The organism is Virgibacillus byunsanensis (assembly GCF_042675965.1).
Classification (GTDB): Bacteria; Bacillota; Bacilli; order Bacillales; family Amphibacillaceae; genus Virgibacillus_R; species Virgibacillus_R byunsanensis.
The window spans coordinates 1-20,129 of record NZ_JBHTKJ010000073.1; the positions used below are offsets into that span (position 1 = coordinate 1).

Consider the following 20,129-nt stretch of genomic DNA (forward strand, 5'->3'; position numbering starts at 1 on the left):
TCGCACCTGCTAAATTACACGACCTATGCTCGGTCGCTCCGGAAGCCTTAGTTGCACTTATGCAGATAAGAAAGATTTATACTTTCTTATCTGCTAAGAAAGGATCCATGAGCCTTCTTCCTTTCCTTTCTGCCATGTTTCAGTAAATGTAACCATATATGTTTCACCTCCTATTTCTTTTACACTGGTTTCTCTTTTAACTTGATAACCGTTAATGACCTCGGAACTTTCACCAATTTTATCAGGAAATGTGTCTATAACTGTTCCTTCTTTAGAAGTAGCAAATTCAACAGCATCTTCCTTTGTAAATGGTGGCATCGGTGGTGAGATCACTTGAAGAATTCCCCATGATACCACATAAATGAGAATAGGAATGAGAATAAATAACTTCATACTTTTTTCTTTTGAAACTCTACTATATATCCATCTATCTATACAAGCATATGTTAATGCCACTACCATACCCATTAGGGCAAAAACCCATTGTTGAAATAATATGCCATTAGCTAACCCGAAAATTCCATGCAATAAAATGAAAAGCCAATTGAGATGTGTAAACCATTTTCGTTGTACATACTCGATAGCGAGCGATACCAGATTACCATAAACTAGAATAATAGCCCCTACATATATTCCATAGAAAAGAGACCAGCCCATCAACTGATTTCCCTGATTATACCCAATTTGCGAGTAACCTGCATATTGAAAAGCTAACCCAATGGAGAAGAGGGCTGTGGTTGCAAAGGTAGTTATTATTTTTCGATAAATAAGACTTGTCATATCACTTCCCACCTTTTCACCCTATCCTAGTTATGCATCAACCCTTGGATCAATACGAAAAAGAGAAATCCAGTAGTACCAATTCCCCCTTATAGATCTCAGTTTTAGTTTATCAGCGAAATTTGGGTATTTATCAGCAAATAATGAGTTTTATCAGCATTTTTAAGCTTTTATCAGCGAATTTTACATATTATCAGCATATGTTACTAGTTTATCAGCAAACACCCGTTTCAGCTCTCTCTCCCATCATAATCTGACAGGTGTGTTACCTGATTATAGTCTCTTACCTGCCATTGATCATCATGAAAATGAATATTGCTTATACAGGCATTAATTAGTTTTGTCTTTCCTGTTCCTATCTCACCCTCCGACAGGTTTGAGAGAATAGAACTTATAACCGCTCCATGTGCAACAAGCAATACTTTACTTTGGCCATATTGTTGATTGATTTTTTGGATCCCTGCCATGACACGTTTGTTCAGCGACCCCATTTTTTCTTCATTTGGATAGACTTTATTTGGATAAACTGACATTCTTTCCTTTAATGTCATCCCCTCCGCATCACCAAAAGAGCGTTCTTTAAAATCTTCCATTTCAATGAGTGGGACATTCAACGATTTGTTTATAATCTGTGCCGTTTGCATGGCACGCTTAAGCGGACTTGTTATGATGATGTCCCAGGTAGAATCTTTGACAAAATCCCTACACTCCTCAGCCTGTTGAATCCCTCTTGTGTTTAATGACGTATTCGTTCTTCCTTGTATTTTCCCTTGGGCGTTCCATTCGGTTTCCCCATGTCTTATCAAACAAATTGTAGTCATATCTATTAACTCCTATAAAATTTTAGTATTTTTTACTTTAACCAAAACAAATAATGAACAATTCCGAACAAAATCCAGATACTACATACTTGCAACAAATAAATATTGAACATATTCTTCTCTAACCATTCATTAAATTTAACCATAAATAGGTAGGTTAAAATGAAAATTATAATTAGAAAAATAATTTGTAAGATTACCCTGATTACTCCCAACTCATGAAAATTAATGCCAAACAGATCCAATAAAAACATACCTGGGGCGGTAATGATTAGATATAAAAAATCTGCATTGATTACAATTAAATAAAACAGAAGAGACGCAACTAGAAAAGATAATATATTCTGAGTAATGATGCGGAACATCTCAGCCCCTCCTTCATGAATATAACTTTTCTTTCATCCAGCCATAACTAAACCCTAGCAGGAATATGACGAGCATACTTAAATAGGCTAACAGCATAATAGTAGTCCCATGATAGACATCTATAAACATTACTGTTAATTCTCTACCTATCCAGATAAATGGAAACATATAATACTGTGAAACTCCTGCCAAGAAAAAGTTTCTACTATTATCGTCCAATAGGATAAATTGCCATATAAAAACCAAAAAAGACAATCCCCAAATACTATTTCCATATAAAAAGCTTGTTATTTTATCTTTATTTAATTTCGCAAACTTAACACCTACCAAATACCAGAAAAGCAGAAAAATAATTTGCGTAAGTACAGGGGTTAACAGGGTTGAGTCAGTTAAATTGGCTAGTAATCCATAAACAAATGGTATTAGTACCAATATTATTTCATTTTTATATTTAGTCATCGTTGTTCTCCTTTTTGTTAGTCAATTACCTTTATGACCTTTGCAGGATTGCCACCGATCACCACATTATCCGGAACATCTTTTGTTACTACAGATCCTGAACCGATAACTACATTATCACCTATATGGATACCAGGATTGATAATCGATCCACCGCCAATCCAAACATTATTACCAATGGTGACAGGCTTTCCATACTCTTTCCCTGAAATTCGTTCTTGTGGATCTATCGGATGCGTTGCAGCATATATATGTACTCCTGGTGCGATAAAACAGTTGTCTCCAATTCTCACTTCACAAACATCTAATATCACACAATTAAAATTACAATAGAAATTTTCACCGACATGAATGTTGTAGCCATAATCACACTGGAAACTAGATTCCACAAGTATACTTTCTCCTGTCGTACCGAATAATTCTTTTAAAAGTTCGGTGCGCTTGGACAGATCTGTTTCATATTCATGACTAGTTAACGTAGCTAGTATATTTCGTACTATATTACGTTCTTCCTCTAATTGTGCATCGGCAGGACTATACAGCTCACCACTTATCATTTTTTCTTTTTCTGTTTTCATGATTAAACTCCTTTAAGCTTTTATGTACATTATTTTAAGATATTCCAGGTTTGTTGATCGATTCTTTGCCCTGTTGATCGATTTACCACTCTGTTGATCGATAATGGGCTTTTCTTGATCGGTTTCCCACTGTTCTTGATCAATTTTTTGACCTATTGATCGATTCTTTGCCCTGTTGATCGATTTCCTACTGTTCTTGATCAATTTTTTAACCTATCGATCGAATCCTTCGCTGTTGATCGAACTCACACGCCGTCAATCGACGTTGCACGCTCCAACAATTTGTATGAATGCGTTATTGAATAGTAGTTCCTATATGACACATCCTACTACAAAAGGAGGGCAATAGGGTGCGAAATTTACTATTTTCAATTACTGCAGCTATTTTACTGGTTTCTGTTACTATAATATCGACCATTCAACATGAATCTTATGCTGAACAAGGTGTTCCTTCCTATGCAAAATGGGGCAAGCTTGCTACGGAAGAAACCAAGTCAAAATACCCTGAAGCCGACATAATCGATTACCTACATAGAGGAGTTGAGAAAAAAGAGGATTCTACCATTGAAAAATTCAAGTTGTGGCTTAAAGGAGAGGATAAAGAATTTGGAGTCTTTGTAAACATCGAGTTCCATACAGACACAGAGGAGGTTCTTAGTATTACATTTACGGAGACTTCAAGATAACTCACCAAAGGCTAACATAGCGTCAAGTGGGATAATCTAAGTGAAGTTTATCCCACCCTAACATTATCAGTATCGGAATGTTACTAGTTACGTTGAAACGCACTTTACTTGCTCACGTATAAATTGAATGCATTTTTCAGCGATTAATTCTTTGTCATTATCCAATGTTGCCACATGATAACTATTTTCCATCTGTACAAATGATTTTTGCTCCGATGAAATTCCATTGTAAATTTCAGTGGAGTTCTCAGGTGGTACAACATGATCTACAATTGATGAAAAAATTAGTGCTGGTGCAGTTATGTTTTTTAAATTCCCTCTAACTATTTCCATTAACGATAGGATTTCCCCCATTGCTTTTACTGGGGTTTGGGGGTAGGCAAGTTCTTCTACACCCTCCATTTTAATATCTGATCCGATTCCATCGACAAACCGAATATCCACCGCTTGTAAGTCGTTAAAGTTTTTACCCAGTTCAGGCATACTAGTGGCAGCATTGATCGGCACAATACCAGTGATTTCAGGATGATTCTCTGCCAGATAAAGCGCCAAAGTCCCTCCCATCGATAACCCAACAACAAAAATAGTAGAGCACGATTCTTTTACCTTTTCTAATCCAGCTTCCACATCGGCAATCCAATTCTTATATGTTGCTCTCTCCATATCTTCAGGATGTGTGCCATGCCCTGTGAGTCTTGGGCCCAAAACCGTATAACCTTCCTCAGCAATACGCTTTCCCACATCAAACATACTTTGCGTTGTCCCGGTAAAACCATGACTAATCAGTACTCCTACATCATTTCCAGCAAAATAAAATTCCTCAGCATTCTTCATTACTGGATGGTTTTCATTCATTAGTCATTCTCCTCTCGATTAGTTAAGTAATCTACTTCTTCTTAACGAGCCCTTCTTGTCGTTTCTACTGGTGGCTGTTTGGATTGATGATTAACATGACCTCCATAAATATCACTGACAGGTGTGTAGCTTTCTTCACCTGACACCTTTTTCCCTTTGATTATCTTCATTAGCGTTAAAAACAATACAAATATAATGAAACCACTGAAAATATAATCCATACTTCCCTCCTTGTTAATCAAACAATATAGCTTGTAATTTTTCCACCGAGTCTGCCTTCAGTGTATAAATAGTATGCGTATCCCGAACACTCATAATTGTCCCGTGATCACCATTTTCTGTGAGCCATAAGTGAAATTCTTTTGAGTCATCGTCACTAGAAATAATACTAATATCAAAATCACCTCGTCTTATATCAACTACCCCATCTTCTTTCTTAGACGAATTTAATGCATCTACAAAATCTCAATTTTTTCTTCACTAGTATAAGAATTATAATCCTCATCAATAACACTACCAAATTCATCAAATTCCGAAACCCTTATTTCTGTAACATCTGATTCGTTGATGTCAAACTGTGAAGTACAGCCAGTTAGGAATAACGAAACTACACACAAAAATAATACCCTTTTAAAAGTATTCACCATGTGTTCCTCCTTCTAGATAACTAAAGAGCCCCCTCTATTTTCTTTTTTTGCCACTTTATTTATGGTAATTCTGAAAAATAGTCAGTAATTAGTAAATACAAGTATTATAGTTTCATAAAGGAATTTCCCTTCCAACAATCACCCGATAGTTTCTGACTCTTCAATAACCTCAAAGTTACCGTTAAACCCTTCTACTTCAATCGAAAATATATCTCCTTGGTCCTCCTCACCACGGTACAATCGCTTCATTTTCATGGTAAACGTACCTGGTGAATAATATCCTTCTGAACGTACCAATCTAGTTTCCTTCGATTCACCGTCATCCTCAAGTTTTTTGTCAATCACGCTGCAATCATTATCATGACATGTGATATCATAATTTTCTTCAAACCATTGTACGAAATCACGCTCATCAGGTGTGTTTGAAGATAAAAAAATGCACACACCTACAATGCCCACAATAAGCAACAATAAAATACTTACATTTCGTTTCATACTGATCTCCCCATTACCTTTCTTTCAATCTATCGGTTTTTAGTTGTAGAATAAAAAATTCCAGTGTCCGCTCATTCACCCAATTCGTACCCCACACATCATCATTTTGGGTCATGGTACCTAGGAGCCAAATTCTTCTTGCTGTTATGAATAGAGGCAAACTCTGTAAATCGTCTTCTGTCAAACTACGTTGTGCTTGATAGCCAGTTAAAAATGCATCCCAACATTCTTTTTCCTTACTGCTGTAATTATTTTTCAAATTCCACCACGATACCGCAACATCATAAGCACGGTAACCCACAGCAGAACAATCAAAATCAAATATTTCGAGTTCTCCATTATGAATATGCATGTTATGATTATGAAAATCTCCATGGCAAAATCCTATTTCTAATTCCTTTGTCGAAAGCTCAGTCTTGACTTCCTCGACAATATCCTTCATCGATTGATCCGCTTCACTTCCTAAATACGTATTAATTAATGGCGATATGTATGACACCGGTTCGTCCAGTAGATGATTGATATCTATATCAAATCCACGTTCATAGTTTAAATGAAACGAGGAAGATTGCTTATGTAATTTCCCAAGTGCGGCCCCAATTGATTTAGAATTTTCTTCATTAATTTGCGGCCGTTCACCTTTTGCATACGAAAACAATACACCATAGCGCAATCCTTCTGGTGCCTCTATTTCAAACAAATAGTCAGCATCATTATTTCTAAAAGGAAAAGAAACGCTAGCTCCTTTTTCATGCAGCTGGGTAATGGCGTTTAACTCAAATAGGATGGCTGATTTATTTCTCCAGCCATGTCGGTATAACCTGAAAATGTAGATGTCATTCTCTGTAGTTATGATATAGGTATCATTTAATCCTCTAGCTAAAAAATCACATTGAACAATCGGAGAAATATTACAATCAACTACTAATTTTTGTATATATGATGCATCAATTAAGGTGTGTTTTATGATTATATTAGGATCCATTATTTCCTCCAAATAAATAATTATGGTTATATCTAGACTTTCGTCATAAAATTCAATTTTCCTTCATTTATTTAAAAATGCCCCCTATCTAACATGACAATCGATATTACTATATGAAAGGGTGCATTACTTTCATGGTAATTATTAATTATACTAATTGAAATACCCTTTTTCCAAATCTTTGGTATTATTGCTAAAGTGAGGTGAAATATAATGAAAGCTATTTTGATCGGATTATTATCGGCTATATTTTTTTCAGTTACATTTATTTTGAATCGGTCTATGGAGTTAGAGGGTGGAAGCTGGGTGTGGAGTGCTTCTTTACGATTTATGTTTATGTTGCCGATGTTATTAATCATTGTCGGCTACAAGCGAAACGTTAAACCGGTTATCACACACCTGAAAAACAACCCGCTTCCATGGCTCATTTGGAGTACGATTGGTTTCGGATTATTTTATGCTCCACTTACATTTGCAACTATTTATGGACCCGGCTGGCTAGTTGCTGCAACGTTTCAGCTAACGATTATTGCAGGATCATTACTTGTTCCATTTTTAAACAAAAAAGTAAAGCAGCGCATACCCGTGCAGGGTGTATTTATTTCCATGATTATTCTAGCTGGTGTATTTGTGATGCAGTTTGAGCACGCATCTTCAGTGCCAATTATGAGTGTGGTTCTGTGCGTTGTACCATTAATTATTTCTGCGTTTGCCTATCCACTTGGTAATCGTAAAATGATGCAAGTTGTTAATGGAGAGTTGAATACATTTCAACGGATACTCGGTATGACCATTGCTTCCATGCCATTTTGGATCTTACTATCCATTTATGGAATTGCCGCTCACGAACTACCAAACTCTCATCAAATACTGCAAACTTTTATTGTTGCTGTTTCGTCAGGTATTATCGCAACCGTATTGTTCTTTTATGCAACAGAACTAGTTAATCATGATAACCAGAAGTTAGCTGGTATAGAAGCTACACAATCAGGAGAAGTCGTATTTGTTTTATTTGGGGAAATTTTACTATTAAGTACACCAATACCTAGCATCATTTCATTTATCGGAATGACGCTAGTTATTATAGGAATGATTCTGCATAGTGTTGTTTCCTCATTAGTAAATCGGAAGAAGTTGGCCGTGTGTCGAAACGTATCCGGAGAATAAACGAAAGCGCAAGTGCCCGTTTTCCTTTACAAAACATTCAACAAGATTGTAAAAAGGTCTTGATATAATTTACTTGCAGGTTTATAATGTCTATCACAGTTAAACAAAAGTCCTTTTGAAAAGGACAACAAGGGGTGAGGACATGGAAAGTAATGTATCAGTCGGTTTATTAGGTTTAGGAGTAGTTGGGTCCGGGGTTATTAAGCTCATTGAAAGTCATCAAGAGGAGCTTGCACATCAACTAGGCTGTAACGTAAATGTGAAGAGTGCCTTAGTGCGTGACCTGGAGAAAGCACGCAATGTTGATATTGGAGATACATACCTCACCACAAATCCCGATGACGTACTTCAAGATCCAGATATTGATGTCATCGTAGAAGTTATGGGTGGAATTGAAGAAGCTCGCCGTCATATATTAAAAGCATTTGAGGCAAAAAAACATATTGTAACTGCCAACAAAGATCTAATTGCTTTACACGGACCTGCACTTCAGGAAGCAGCAAGCCGAAACGGATGTGATTTATTTTACGAAGCAAGTGTTGCTGGTGGTATCCCAATTCTTCGAGGATTAACAGAAGGACTTGTTTCAGACAGAATTCAAAAAATAATGGGAATTGTTAATGGAACAACCAATTATATTTTAACGAAAATGGATTGTGATGGCGTATCTTATGAAAGTGCGCTTCAGGAAGCAAAAGAACTTGGTTTTGCAGAGGCCGATCCCACAGCAGATGTTGGCGGTTTAGATGCAGCACGAAAAATGGCTATTTTGGCCCGACTGGCATTTTACACGAACGTTGATTTAGAAGATGTTGAAGTAAGTGGAATTTCCGATATTCAATTGGAAGATTTACAGTATGGGAAAAAACTTGGCTACATGATGAAGTTAATTGGTTATGCGCAAATTCACGAACATAAATTGGAAGCACATGTGCAGCCCACACTTCTTTCCAGAAATCATCCATTGGCCGGTGTGAAAAATGAGTACAACGCTGTTTACGTATACGGAGATGCTGTAGGAGAAACCATGTTTTATGGGCCAGGAGCTGGTAGTTTACCAACAGCAACTGCGGTTATGTCAGATGTTGTTGCGGTCGTTAAAAATATCAGGTTAGGGGTTAACGGTCGACGTCACATAAAACCCTTGTTCAAAAAAGAGCTAACAACTCCTGATGAATCCTTTGGTAAATTTTATTTCAGGTTACATGTTAAAGATGAAGTTGGTGCTTTTTCAACCATCTCAACTTTGTTTAACAATCTTCATATCAGCTTTGAACGAATTCTGCAAACGCCGTTCATAAAAGAGGAACTTGCAGAGATAGTATTTGTAACCCATCAAACATCTTTGTTGAAATTTGAAGAAGCGCTAGAAAAACTTAAAAGTCTGGACGTTGTAAAAGAAGTAAAAAGTCACTATAGAGTTGAAGGAGATGCAGATCAATGATTTGGCGAGGGTTACTGAAAAAATATCAATCCTACTTACCAGTAACGAAATTAACACCAGAGCTAACGCTTTATGAGGGTAATACACCACTTATTCATTTACAGAAACTATCAAAAGAGTTAGGTATAGAACTTTACGGTAAAGTAGAAGGAGCTAACCCGACAGGTTCATTCAAAGATAGAGGAATGGTCATGGCGGTTGCAAAAGCAGTTGAAGAAGGAAGTAAATCGATTATTTGTGCTTCTACTGGTAATACTTCTGCTTCAGCTGCTGCATACGCAGCAAGAGCTGGATTACGGGCAATCATTGTCATTCCTAAAGGAAAGATAGCTCTGGGTAAACTAGCACAAGCTATGATATATGGTGCGGAGATCGTCGAAATTGATGGCAATTTTGACAATGCCCTGAAAATGGTACAACGAGTAAGTGAAAACGCCCCGGTGACATTAGTCAATTCGGTGAATCCATATCGGCTTGAGGGTCAAAAGACAGCTGCTTTCGAAGTTTGTGATCAGCTAGGTTCAGCTCCGGATATCCTGGCAATTCCCGTTGGAAACGCCGGAAACATCAGTGCATACTGGAAAGGTTTTAAAGAATATAACATAGAAAACAAAACAGGACTTCCTAAGATGTTCGGATTTGAAGCTGAAGGAGCAGCGGCAATTGTGAAAAATAAAGTCTTCCACGAACCGGAAACCATTGCAACAGCAATCCGAATCGGGAACCCTGCAAGCTGGGATCTTGCTACTAGCGCTAGAGATGAATCAGCAGGAATCATTGATTCTGTTACAGATGATGAGATTTTAGAAGCCTATCAACTACTGACACGTAAAGAAGGTATTTTTGCAGAACCAGCATCGTGTGCATCAATTGCTGGTCTCATCAAACAATGCAAAAAAGGTGTCATTGAGCCAGGAAGTAAAGTGGTAGCTGTTCTCACAGGTAATGGATTGAAAGATCCACAAACAGCAATTGACCAATTGAAAGTGGAACCCGTATCACTACCAAACGATGAAGACACTGTTATCAATTATATTGAAGATGTGATGAAGACATGAATATGTTCACCATTACCATTCCGGCTAGTTCAGCAAACATTGGGCCTGGTTTTGATTCAGCAGGCATCGCCTTAAGCAGGTATTTATCTCTACATGTAACAAAACAAGAAACATGGGAATTTGTGCATCACTCAAGCCATCTTCCTTTCGTTTCACATTATGAGGATCACTTTATTTACCATGCAGCTAAACAAATTGCTGAGGTGTACAATCATGTTCTTCCACCATGTAAAGTGGAAGTAGATAGCGAAATTCCATTAGCACGTGGGCTTGGAAGTAGCGCCTCTGCAGTTATCGCTGGTATTGAGCTTGCAAATCAGTTGTGTAGTCTTTCCTTAACACTCGAACAAAAATTGAACCACGCTACTGTACTAGAAGGACATCCTGATAATGCAGCTCCCATCATATTTGGCGGATTTTTAATTACTGCTAATACAGGTGATGGAGAAATAGACTACTTTGAAATGCCACCACTTGATTTGGATGTGGTCCTATATATACCTGATTTTAAAATGAGTACAGAAACAGCTAGAAATTTGCTCCCAGCAAGTTTTTCAAGGAAAAATGCTACAACAGCAAGTGGGATCAGTAATATGATGATAGCTGCCTTTGTGTCAGGAGATTATTTGCTTGCAGGAAGGATGATGGAGAAGGATTTATTCCATGAACCATATCGTGCAGAACTCATCCCAAATTATGATGAAATTAAAGTAGAAGCAAAAAAACTTGGTGCCTATGGAACAGTTATTAGCGGGGCTGGTTCAGCGATGATCTCCTTTGTTCCAAAAGGGCAAGGAAATCAAATAGCAGCGCAAATGAAGGCAATGCTACCACAATATGATATCGCGCCCTTAAAAATTGACCACCACGGACTTCAGGTATCTCATTGCGAAAAGCCATTGAGAATGACTGCAGAATAAGAACAAAAGCTAGAAGCGCCCTTACAGGCTTAGTTCGCCACTTCCTCGAAAAAGTGAAACACTTTTTCTGCGTGCGATGTTTCGCTGTTGAAGTATTCCTTATCCTGTACGTCGGAGCTGGACGTGGCTTAAACAAGTTATTAATTTACCACAGGCTCCTAATCAACAAAATAACTGCTACCCCATTTGGGATAGCAGTTATTTTTGTGAACTTTAGAGAATCACATAAATTACTCGTCTATAACTTTATCCATAAACTCTTGCAAACGATCTTGAAGCTCTATTGTTGCTATATCATATGCTTTCGTATGACCTGCATCTGGTACGATCATAGCTCATTATCTCTACCAGTAGCATCAGCAATTTCTGTTGGAATAAGCTCATCGGCATCCCCGTGAATAAGGAACTATAGCCGTATGTTAAACGCTTTTTCATCTCACATGCTTCCCCTAAATCCTAATTACGCTACTGTATTTCTGCTTCTTCTAATCTACTCATCTCAGCACGATCCTCAGCAGGAGTCGTCCCTTTAATATAAAAAGACAATACAAGAGCAATTATTGATAATGCTGTCGCCACATAAAAAGCGACATTAACACCGTGAATTATTTTATTGGGATCAGCATTCGAACCAGTATCTAATGCAGAAGCTGTCATAACCGTTACCAAAATGGCTGTTCCGATTGATGCAGCAACCTGGCGCATGGTATTATTCATCGCAGTACCGTGTGCGATTAATCTTGTTGGTAATTGATTTAAGCCTGCGGTAGTTGCTGGCATCATCACCATGGATATTCCAAGCATACGAATGGCAAAAACAATAGTAAGATACGTTAATGATGTATCGATTGTTAAATTGGTAAACATGAAGGTTGTTATTGTCATGATCGTTAATCCACCGATAACAAGCCAGCGCGCACCATACCGATCGTAAATTCTACCTGTAAATGGCGACATAACTCCCATCAATAAAGCCCCTGGCATAATCATCATTCCTGATTCCATAGGAGAAAATCCAGCCATGTTTTGCATATAAATAGGAAGAATTGTCTCCGCACCAATTAGTGCCATAAACACGATCATACCAATTGCTGTTGTGATGGTAAATGTTTTATATTTAAAAACACGGAACTCCAAAATAGGTTGTAAAAGTTTAAATTGACGCAATATGAAGGTTAAAAGTGAAATTGTTCCTATTACAAGTGAAAGAACAACAATAGTACTTGACCAGCCATTATCACCTGCACTACTAAACCCATACAATAAACCACCAAACCCTAATGTCGACAATAAAATCGATAGTATATCAACTTTTGGAAAACTTCTAGTCGTTACATTTTTCATAACGTAATATGCAAAAATGATATCAATAATAGCTAACGGGAAAATAATATAAAACATAGCCCGCCATGGATAATGCTCCACAACCCAACCGGAAAGTGTAGGGCCTATTGCAGGAGCAAATGAAATCACTAAACCAACAATTCCCATTGCTGCCCCGCGTTTTTCAATCGGAAAAATTAAAAAGAACACCGTCATCATTAGTGGGAGCATGATACCTGCTCCTGAAGCTTGTACTACTCTACCAGTCATTAGTATAAAGAAGTTCGGAGCAATTGCACATATCAATGTACCAACTGCAAATAGTGACATCGCGGTTATAAGTAGTCTTCTTGTTGTAAATGTTTCAATTAAAAAAGCAGTGATAGGTATCATGATCCCATTCACTAGCATAAATATCGTTGTTAACCATTGGGCTGTATTTTCGGTAAGATTCAAATCTTCCATAATCGGGGGTATTGCGGTTGCCAGCAATGTTTGATTTAAAATAGCTAAGAACGCACCCGAAAGCAAAACAGCTACGATTGGAAATTTATTTATCTGTTGAATATCTGGTTGATCCTGTTTCACTTATAGTCATCCCCTTGAACCTTGCTGTTTAAATCTTTTTAGTTTGACGCTTTCCATAATCTAGAATAGCATTTATTCATAGTGATTACATTATTTTTATTCTACCACAGAAAAAGGGAGATAAATCTTATTAAAAACGTAAATGATATAACCAGTGCTATAGAGGAAGACGTATGGATGATGGATATATTAAAAACTGCACGCGAACTTGATTTACCAGATTGGTGGATCTGTGCAGGGTTTGTACGATCTAAAATATGGGATGTTCTGCATGGATTTGAAAAACGAACTCCTCTACCTGATATTGATGTAGTGTATTTTGATAAAACGAATGGGAATGAGCAAGAGGAAAAGCGATTAGAAAAAGAGCTTTATGATACATTGCCAGGTGTTCGATGGTCACTAAAAAACGAGGCACGAATGCATGTACGAAATAATGTGGAACCCTACACCAGTACAGTAGATGCGATCTCTAAATTCCCTGAAACTGCAACAGCATTAGGTATAAAGCTGAAAAATGATGGTAATCTGATGTTGACTGCGCCTCATGGTGTTGAAGATGTATTACATATGATAGTAAAACCAACACCTTATATCCTGGCCTCAAAAGAACGTCTGCAAATTTTTGAAGAGCGAATTCGTACTAAGAAATGGGATGGCAGGTGGGATAGGGTTCGTTATTTTGAATGGCTGTTTTAGCACAGATTGTTGCTTTTTATCTTCATAATTGCTATATAATGCGACGTAACAGCAACGTCGTGAGTTCCACTCCGGGCAGTCGCTTTACGAAAACAGCCTTTTGAATGGCTAATTCATTCTACAGTTTCAACTGTCCGCTATCAGGGAAAAGTATTGTGAAGTGCTAGTACTGGTAAATAAAGGATGATGTGTTAAACCATTATCAGTTCATAATAAGAATGAAAAACCACTATAATGGAGGGTTTAGCATGCCAAAGAAACGTAATAAGGTCGATCCTGAAGATAGCGCTAGAGTAGCTGAGAAGAATTATGAAGTATCCGATTACAAAGGGAAAACACAAATTGAGCAGGGGTTGGCCGAAACACACTAACAGGTATCCGATGATTATTTTGAGGGAACGATAGATCGAAAATTAAAATAGTGGAACCGGGAGAGCCAACAATAGGTTCTCCCTTTCCTTTTTTTATGTTGCCCATTCCAAGAACTCTATTCGATTACCAAACGGGTCTGAGACGTAAAATCGATTTGCACCTGGGAGCCGTTCATCTACTTTAACTGTTACACTACTTTCATTTAAATATTGCTTTAACTCTTCTATATTTTTCACCCGAATCGCTGGATGAGCTTTTTGAGCAGGAACAAAGGATTCTTCCACACCAATATGTATATGAATGGTTCCTGATTGAAACCACACGCCACCATTTTTAGCCAACTTTTCTGGTTTCTCAACTTCTTCAAAACCTAAAACATCACGATAAAAATTACGAGCAGATTCCTCACTACCAACGGGCGCTGCCAACTGCACATGATCAACTGTTTCGTACAAAAAAGACATCCCAATTCCTCCCTTGATAAGTATAGGTACATTCTAATCGGTTAATCCAATAAAGTATAATACTAATTTTATATCATGAATGTAAAGTTTTACTTATACCTACACAAAAAGACCAGCCTCCATAAGAAGCTGGTCTGCGATTACTTATTGAAAAAATGCGTTAAAATAACGTGTCATTGCTACAGCAAAATCACCACGTTTAACTTCTTTTTCTGGTGAGAACGTTGCTGTAATTGTTGGCTCAAGATCATAAGGTCCTTGATCAACATTGAAATTAGCATTAATAATATTCAAATCTAACGCTAATTGTACATATCCCTTGAATTCTTTGGGAATATCTCCAGCATCATCTACAGGAATACGTTCATCCCTATATTGAACGGTTACATCTCCTTCAACATTTTGCGCCATATCCTCCAACCCTAGGCTTTGAACAAGTGAATACGCAAGTTCGGCTCTAGTGACACTCTGATTCGGTTTAAAGTCGTCATTCGAATCTGCTAACATAACGCCATTCTGTACGTGCTGTTTATCTTTTAATGCTGATCCTTGTTCCAATACAGCAGAAACATAAGCTGATGAACCTTCATCTGGCAAGGACTGGCGAATTCCAGCACCCATAACTAAGTATTTAGCTAATTCGCCGCGCGTTAACTTCATTTCTGGCATAAACTTACCATTTTCATAACCATCAAACAATCGTTCTTTTACCCCCATTTGGATAGCAGAAGATGCTGGATCCTCACTTATATCATCCAATCCAGAATAACCACTTACCTCTGTAAAGGCTAAAGTTCCTTGAACTGTTTCCGGTAAAGCTACACCAAGAGGGTTCTCCTCAGCACCTCTTAAGCCACGGATTTCTGCTGTCCACGTACCTGGTATTGGAGCATTTACGGATACTGTACGATCCCAATATAATGTAAATAACACACTAATACCTGAGCTATACTCCGTACCATCTGGAGCAATCAGAACTAAATTAATGGGATTACCTGTCTCTTCAAGTAATCCTTTACCATCAACCTTTGCTACCACACTCCCCATTCCTTCTGCCACTTCAAAAGAATAACTATTGTCTGAAACTAATGTTAATGGATTATAGTCCACCTCAAAATTTTCACGTGTTGTCGACGAATCGACATTACTATTAAATGTTTGGTTCATATTTAAGGTACTTCCATATTCTTTCGTTGTATCAAAAGCTACATCCACTGCTGCATATGCATTAACATATCCTGCACCAGCTTCCCAGGATTCATAGCCTGGCATATTTGTTGCTGTTTGTTGTAAAATTTCCTTCACCTCTGATGGAGACAATGCTGGATTTGCTTCTAACATTAAGGCTACTATCCCTGCAACGTGTGGTGTAGCCATTGATGTTCCACTCATGGATGTATAATACGGTAAATATGCAGTTTCAATTAACTCTGCATCTTGGTCAATTGCTAATGATGAAACAGGAGCAATTACACGTGTAGAAATAATATCCACACCTGGTGCAGTCACAGCTGGCTCATCTTTCCAAGTCCATGACTCACCGTCTACTTCAAAATCTCCTCCTACACCTTGTGTACCACGGGATGAAAAGTCAGCTAACGTACCATCTTTTTCACCTGCAGCGACAGATATTACCCATGGAGCTTTTGCATATGGATTATGTGTATCTTCTCCAGGACCTGAATTCCCAGCAGCAAACAGTACTGTAATTCCACGGTCAAATGCTTTTTTACTAGCAATATTTACAGGGTCATTCGGGTCAAAATCACCTGATGAACCCCAAGAGTTCGTAATGACACGAATATCGTATTCTGATTGATGTGTGATCGCATAGTCAAATCCACCAACAGCATCTAAAATGAATAACGCTGCACCAGATCCATAGCCGATAAGATCAGCACCTGGAGCGACACCTTCATACTTACCACCAGACATTTCACCAGTACCACCGACTGTACCGGCAACATGCGTTCCATGTCCTGAATTTGAATCCGTATTTGGTACGTCCTCTACATACGTAATTGGCAATAGTTCTGGTGCTAAGCTATTTAAATTTGCGTTAGCCGCTACATTTTGGACTAGGTTTTTGCCAAATTCGTGATCTTGATGCGTACCGTCAACACCACTATCATTCACTACAACACCTACCCCGTCACCTGAAACAGGAAGACCTCCGTTTTCACTTCTCATCTGATCATCCGTACGAACCTTGTTAACACCCGTTAGATCAGTCGAATCTGCGTTCAAATACTTCAGTTCACGATTTAAGTAGACCGAACGGACATTATCACTATCTTTTAGAGCTTCAACTTGTTCTTTTGTTACGATCGTAGCAACCATTGGTAACGAGGTAAGAGAAACTCCTTTCGTAATACCCAGCTCACCTAAGAGATCTAAATTTTCCGTTGTTGGTTCCTCATCACCCTGAAACGTCACAATAACTTGAAATTCAGAATTACCGTTTGCTATTGCGTCTTCTAGTTGTGGATCAATAGCAACCGAGTTTGTTGTAGCGTCGACATTACCTAAGCCATAAAATAAAAGCGAAACGAATAAACCTACCATGAATGTAAATTGGATTAGTTTCTTCACGTAATTCTCCTCCTAATTTAAATAGAATTAACATACAACTCTATTATGAATCAGAGAAGACCCATTTTGAATTGAGCAAAGGTTGTAAAAGCAGTATTTAAAGAACTATCTTATAATCATACAAAAGTAGTAATCAACTACTACTTAAATTCACTTCTCATCTTCCTCTGTTCGTATTTGAGGAATAGGAATAAGTTGATTTTGTACCGCATGAATAATAACTTGTGACCTGCTTTTTACATTTAACTTTTTAAAAATTTTACTTACATGGACTTTTACCGTTTTATCGCTTATAAAAAGTTTTTCTGCGATTTGTTTATTACTTAACCCTTCCAATAAACACATCAGAACATCCTTCTCGCGTTCACTTAATTCACTTGATTGTTCCGATTCGTTTTCATTTTTTTGTTGATGAAAGGATAACAACTTCTTCGTCAGGGAGGGATGAATAACGGATTCCCCGTTTGCTATCGTTCTAATTGCCTCAACAACCTGCTCAGATGGAGAATCTTTTAACAAGTATCCATCTGCACCTATTCTAATCGATGCCAAAAAATATTCATCGTGGCTATACATGGTTAAAATGCATATTTTTATGCCAGGATATTTCTGTTTTAAAATCTCCGTAACTTCAATTCCGTTTCGATTTGGTAAATTGATATCCATGATTACAATATCAGGGTTCAAATCCTTAATTTTAGCTAGTGCATCATTTCCAGAAGTTGCTTCACCTACCACCTTAATATCCTGCTCAAGTTCAATAATATTTTTCAATCCGTCACGTAACACAGCATGGTCATCGACTAACATGACGTTTATCATATACACTCTCCCCTTCGAATCCCATTTTCGGAATGATTATAGAAATCTCTGTTCCTTCTCCTTCATTACTATCAATTTGCAGTGATCCACTAATCTTCTCGATAGACTCATTCATGTTTATTATTCCGAAATGCGAGGTATTCTTTGCTTTAATCATCTCTTGAAATAACGAAAAACCAACACCATAGTCTTTTATTCGTAACAAAATTTGTTCGGCCTGATAACTTAAAAGGACATCAATTTTTGTGGTCTCACTATGTTTGATACTGTTTGTAATACTTTCCTGAAACACTTCGAATAACACTTTTTCCGTCATCGAGCTTAAGGTTTCTTCATCACCTCTTACTTCAAACTTTACTTGAACGTCATAATAGTTACTAATTTCTCCTATTTTCTTTTCAATAGCAGGAATTAAACCAATCCGATCAGTAGGATAAGGTCGAAGCGCATAGATAGATTGGCGAATTTCTTTTAAGCTGATTCGTAGTTTTGAGATGCTTCCAGATATGATATTTAACGTTTCAGCTGGTTTATCTTGAAATTTCCTTTCAGCTGTTTCTAAATTCATTACGGCTCCAGCCAATGATTGTGCAACACCATCATGAATCTCCCTTGCTATACGGTTTCTCTCTTCCAGTAATATCCGTTTTTCCTTTTCTTGAATAAGTGTTCTTGTCTTTAAGATGATTGCTAATTGATTTGCAATTGCTGTAGTCGAGTTAATATCATCTTCTCCAAAGCTTTTAGTCCGACTTCTGGCAACAATAAACATCCCAACGATTTCACCTTCAATTGTAAGTGGAATATACACAAACGACTTTAGGTTAGCTTCAAAATATGCTGAAGCAATTCCTATATCATTTTTACGATTATCATATAAAACAGGTTTACTGACTCTTTCTAATTCAACAATTTCCTCTTTTGACAATGATCTTACATTTTTCACTTCCCCTTGCACATACCGGTTATTCCATTCGGAACCTTCCTTAATCCATAAAGCAGCTGCATCAACTTCAATAAAATCCTGGAAGCTTGTTTTCAGAACTTTTAAGAAATCTTCTGTTGGTACCATAGTATTTAACTCAGAAGTTATGGAAAACAGCGCCTTTAGTCTGTTCTTCTCCCTCCTTAGCCGAAAGATCACAGCACTTAATAGTGAAATTCCTACTAGAGGCGAAAAGAAGAAGAAAAAGGTAAAGACATCAATCTCACCACGATTCTGACTACCAAGTAAAAAAAACATAAATCCATACCCTAAGGAAATAAACCCACTATTTAATTCAGATAATGTTTTTTGTTTCCATGATTGAAATGGGTAGGTTTGTGGGCGCAACCATAATACACTGTCCACAATTAAATTATTTAAAAAGTGAAAAAACAGAAGAAGAATTCCATAATAAATAAATCCATCCATAATAGTGGAATTGAATGAAATTATAGGCTCAACTAGTTGTGTAACCTGTACGGAGATAAAGAAACTTAAAATGAGTTGAGCGGGGTTAAAAAAGATTATTCGAATTGGCCTTCGATTAATTACATTCACCAAAAGAGATACAAAACCATATACGACAATTGTATAACTAAGCCCAAAGATTAAATACAAAGTAAATATAATTGGAAAATTTATCGTTGTATTCCCTTTCCACACGGGAATCGGATAGTAATCGCAAATTGCTAGAAAAACAACAAATAATAGTAATATAATTGGATCCTGGGGGGATTGTAATTGAAATATATGTATTAGAAAAAGGATTAGGCCTATGACTGATACCATAGCCATAAATACTTTTGCATTTGTCTCTTTCCTCTGTCTAAGCTGTTGTGAATTCATTTAATTCACCTCTCTCACACTATATAGTTTATTCTAATCCAAGTTTATGAATACGCCAAATAATTAAACAATTTAAAAGTCTAGACTAGTCGAATGAGCTATCTCACTAACCAATCTAGACCCAAACCGAGATGGTTTGTATTACTATTTTGACAAACTAAACTAGAAATTCCTATT

The 20,129-nt window shown here is 37.3% G+C and carries 22 protein-coding genes and 1 pseudogene; 7 read left to right on the forward strand and 16 right to left on the reverse strand.

Features of this window, described 5'->3' with window-relative positions; translation table 11 throughout:
* Nucleotides 1-93 precede the first annotated feature (93 nt).
* The 6 genes from ACFQ3N_RS18645 to ACFQ3N_RS18670 all read right to left on the reverse strand — a co-directional run bounded on the left by ACFQ3N_RS18645 (nt 94) and on the right by ACFQ3N_RS18670 (nt 3,208).
* Entirely contained in the window at nt 94-780 is a 687-nt protein-coding gene (locus ACFQ3N_RS18645; protein ID WP_390364450.1) for a hypothetical protein, read from the reverse strand.
* Between the two features lie 230 nt (nt 781-1,010).
* Nucleotides 1,011-1,601, reverse strand: coding sequence for a histidine phosphatase family protein (locus ACFQ3N_RS18650; RefSeq protein WP_390364451.1), 591 nt, complete (start codon nt 1,599-1,601; stop codon nt 1,011-1,013).
* A 32-nt stretch (nt 1,602-1,633) separates the two neighbouring features.
* A complete protein-coding gene (locus ACFQ3N_RS18655) occupies nt 1,634-1,966 on the reverse strand; it encodes a hypothetical protein (RefSeq protein WP_390364453.1) in 333 nt (110 codons plus the stop codon).
* 13 nt (nt 1,967-1,979) lie between these two features.
* Complete coding sequence (locus tag ACFQ3N_RS18660; RefSeq protein ID WP_390364455.1) at nt 1,980-2,426, reverse strand: hypothetical protein; 447 nt, start codon at nt 2,424-2,426, stop codon at nt 1,980-1,982.
* A gap of 17 nt (nt 2,427-2,443) precedes the next feature.
* Nucleotides 2,444-3,004: a sugar O-acetyltransferase gene (locus tag ACFQ3N_RS18665; RefSeq protein ID WP_390364457.1), complete on the reverse strand. Its 561-nt coding sequence runs from the start codon at nt 3,002-3,004 to the stop codon at nt 2,444-2,446.
* Nucleotides 3,005-3,016: 12 nt separating this feature from the next.
* A complete protein-coding gene (locus tag ACFQ3N_RS18670; RefSeq protein ID WP_390364459.1) occupies nt 3,017-3,208 on the reverse strand; it encodes a hypothetical protein in 192 nt (63 codons plus the stop codon).
* A gap of 146 nt (nt 3,209-3,354) precedes the next feature.
* Here ACFQ3N_RS18670 and ACFQ3N_RS18675 point away from each other — a divergent pair, with 146 nt between their 5' ends.
* The gene (locus ACFQ3N_RS18675) at nt 3,355-3,690 is read left to right on the forward strand and encodes a DUF3889 domain-containing protein (protein ID WP_390364461.1); all 336 of its coding nucleotides are present in this window, start codon (nt 3,355-3,357) and stop codon (nt 3,688-3,690) included.
* A gap of 87 nt (nt 3,691-3,777) precedes the next feature.
* On the opposite strand, the gene ACFQ3N_RS18680 is transcribed toward ACFQ3N_RS18675, so the two are convergent.
* The 5 genes from ACFQ3N_RS18680 to ACFQ3N_RS18700 form a co-directional block, all read right to left on the reverse strand.
* A complete protein-coding gene (locus ACFQ3N_RS18680; RefSeq protein ID WP_390364463.1) occupies nt 3,778-4,545 on the reverse strand; it encodes an alpha/beta hydrolase in 768 nt (255 codons plus the stop codon).
* Nucleotides 4,546-4,586: 41 nt separating this feature from the next.
* Nucleotides 4,587-4,766, reverse strand: a complete 180-nt coding sequence (locus ACFQ3N_RS18685) for a hypothetical protein (RefSeq protein WP_390364464.1) — start codon at nt 4,764-4,766, stop codon at nt 4,587-4,589.
* Between the two features lie 234 nt (nt 4,767-5,000).
* A complete protein-coding gene (locus ACFQ3N_RS18690) occupies nt 5,001-5,192 on the reverse strand; it encodes a hypothetical protein (RefSeq protein ID WP_390364466.1) in 192 nt (63 codons plus the stop codon).
* 138 nt (nt 5,193-5,330) lie between these two features.
* Nucleotides 5,331-5,687 carry a hypothetical protein gene (locus tag ACFQ3N_RS18695; RefSeq protein WP_390364468.1) on the reverse strand — a complete coding sequence of 119 codons (357 nt, stop codon included), beginning with the start codon at nt 5,685-5,687 and terminating at the stop codon, nt 5,331-5,333.
* Nucleotides 5,688-5,700: 13 nt separating this feature from the next.
* Entirely contained in the window at nt 5,701-6,672 is a 972-nt protein-coding gene (locus ACFQ3N_RS18700) for a phosphotransferase enzyme family protein (RefSeq protein WP_390364470.1), read from the reverse strand.
* A 213-nt stretch (nt 6,673-6,885) separates the two neighbouring features.
* On the opposite strand from ACFQ3N_RS18700, the gene ACFQ3N_RS18705 reads away from it, so the two are divergent.
* The 4 genes from ACFQ3N_RS18705 to thrB all read left to right on the forward strand — a co-directional run bounded on the left by ACFQ3N_RS18705 (nt 6,886) and on the right by thrB (nt 11,261).
* Nucleotides 6,886-7,839, forward strand: a complete 954-nt coding sequence (locus ACFQ3N_RS18705) for a DMT family transporter (RefSeq protein ID WP_390364472.1) — start codon at nt 6,886-6,888, stop codon at nt 7,837-7,839.
* Nucleotides 7,840-7,981: 142 nt separating this feature from the next.
* Nucleotides 7,982-9,283 (forward strand): homoserine dehydrogenase, encoded by a 1,302-nt coding sequence (locus tag ACFQ3N_RS18710; RefSeq protein WP_390364474.1) that lies wholly within the window; start codon nt 7,982-7,984, stop codon nt 9,281-9,283.
* Nucleotides 9,280-10,341 (forward strand): threonine synthase, encoded by a 1,062-nt coding sequence (thrC, locus tag ACFQ3N_RS18715; protein ID WP_390364476.1) that lies wholly within the window; start codon nt 9,280-9,282, stop codon nt 10,339-10,341. The genes ACFQ3N_RS18710 and thrC overlap by 4 nt, the downstream gene beginning before the upstream one ends.
* A complete protein-coding gene (gene thrB, locus ACFQ3N_RS18720; RefSeq protein ID WP_390364478.1) occupies nt 10,338-11,261 on the forward strand; it encodes a homoserine kinase in 924 nt (307 codons plus the stop codon). Before thrC ends, thrB begins: the two co-directional genes overlap by 4 nt.
* A 465-nt stretch (nt 11,262-11,726) precedes the next feature.
* On the opposite strand, the gene ACFQ3N_RS18725 is transcribed toward thrB, so the two are convergent.
* Complete coding sequence (locus ACFQ3N_RS18725; RefSeq protein WP_390364480.1) at nt 11,727-13,172, reverse strand: MDR family MFS transporter; 1,446 nt, start codon at nt 13,170-13,172, stop codon at nt 11,727-11,729.
* 177 nt (nt 13,173-13,349) lie between these two features.
* On the opposite strand from ACFQ3N_RS18725, the gene ACFQ3N_RS18730 reads away from it, so the two are divergent.
* Nucleotides 13,350-13,871, forward strand: a complete 522-nt coding sequence (locus tag ACFQ3N_RS18730; protein WP_390364482.1) for a nucleotidyltransferase family protein — start codon at nt 13,350-13,352, stop codon at nt 13,869-13,871.
* Between the two features lie 248 nt (nt 13,872-14,119).
* A pseudogene (locus ACFQ3N_RS18735) lies at nt 14,120-14,293 on the forward strand (DUF4025 domain-containing protein).
* Nucleotides 14,294-14,335: 42 nt separating this feature from the next.
* On the opposite strand, the gene ACFQ3N_RS18740 reads toward ACFQ3N_RS18735, so the two are convergent.
* The 4 genes from ACFQ3N_RS18740 to ACFQ3N_RS18755 form a co-directional block, all read right to left on the reverse strand.
* Nucleotides 14,336-14,707, reverse strand: a complete 372-nt coding sequence (locus ACFQ3N_RS18740) for a VOC family protein (protein ID WP_390364484.1) — start codon at nt 14,705-14,707, stop codon at nt 14,336-14,338.
* A gap of 144 nt (nt 14,708-14,851) precedes the next feature.
* Nucleotides 14,852-17,299: a S8 family serine peptidase gene (locus ACFQ3N_RS18745; RefSeq protein WP_390364486.1), complete on the reverse strand. Its 2,448-nt coding sequence runs from the start codon at nt 17,297-17,299 to the stop codon at nt 14,852-14,854.
* Between the two features lie 150 nt (nt 17,300-17,449).
* Nucleotides 17,450-18,121 carry a response regulator gene (locus tag ACFQ3N_RS18750; RefSeq protein ID WP_390364488.1) on the reverse strand — a complete coding sequence of 224 codons (672 nt, stop codon included), beginning with the start codon at nt 18,119-18,121 and terminating at the stop codon, nt 17,450-17,452.
* Nucleotides 18,096-19,952, reverse strand: coding sequence for a GAF domain-containing sensor histidine kinase (locus ACFQ3N_RS18755; RefSeq protein WP_390364490.1), 1,857 nt, complete (start codon nt 19,950-19,952; stop codon nt 18,096-18,098). Before ACFQ3N_RS18755 ends, ACFQ3N_RS18750 begins: the two co-directional genes overlap by 26 nt.
* Nucleotides 19,953-20,129 lie beyond the last annotated feature (177 nt).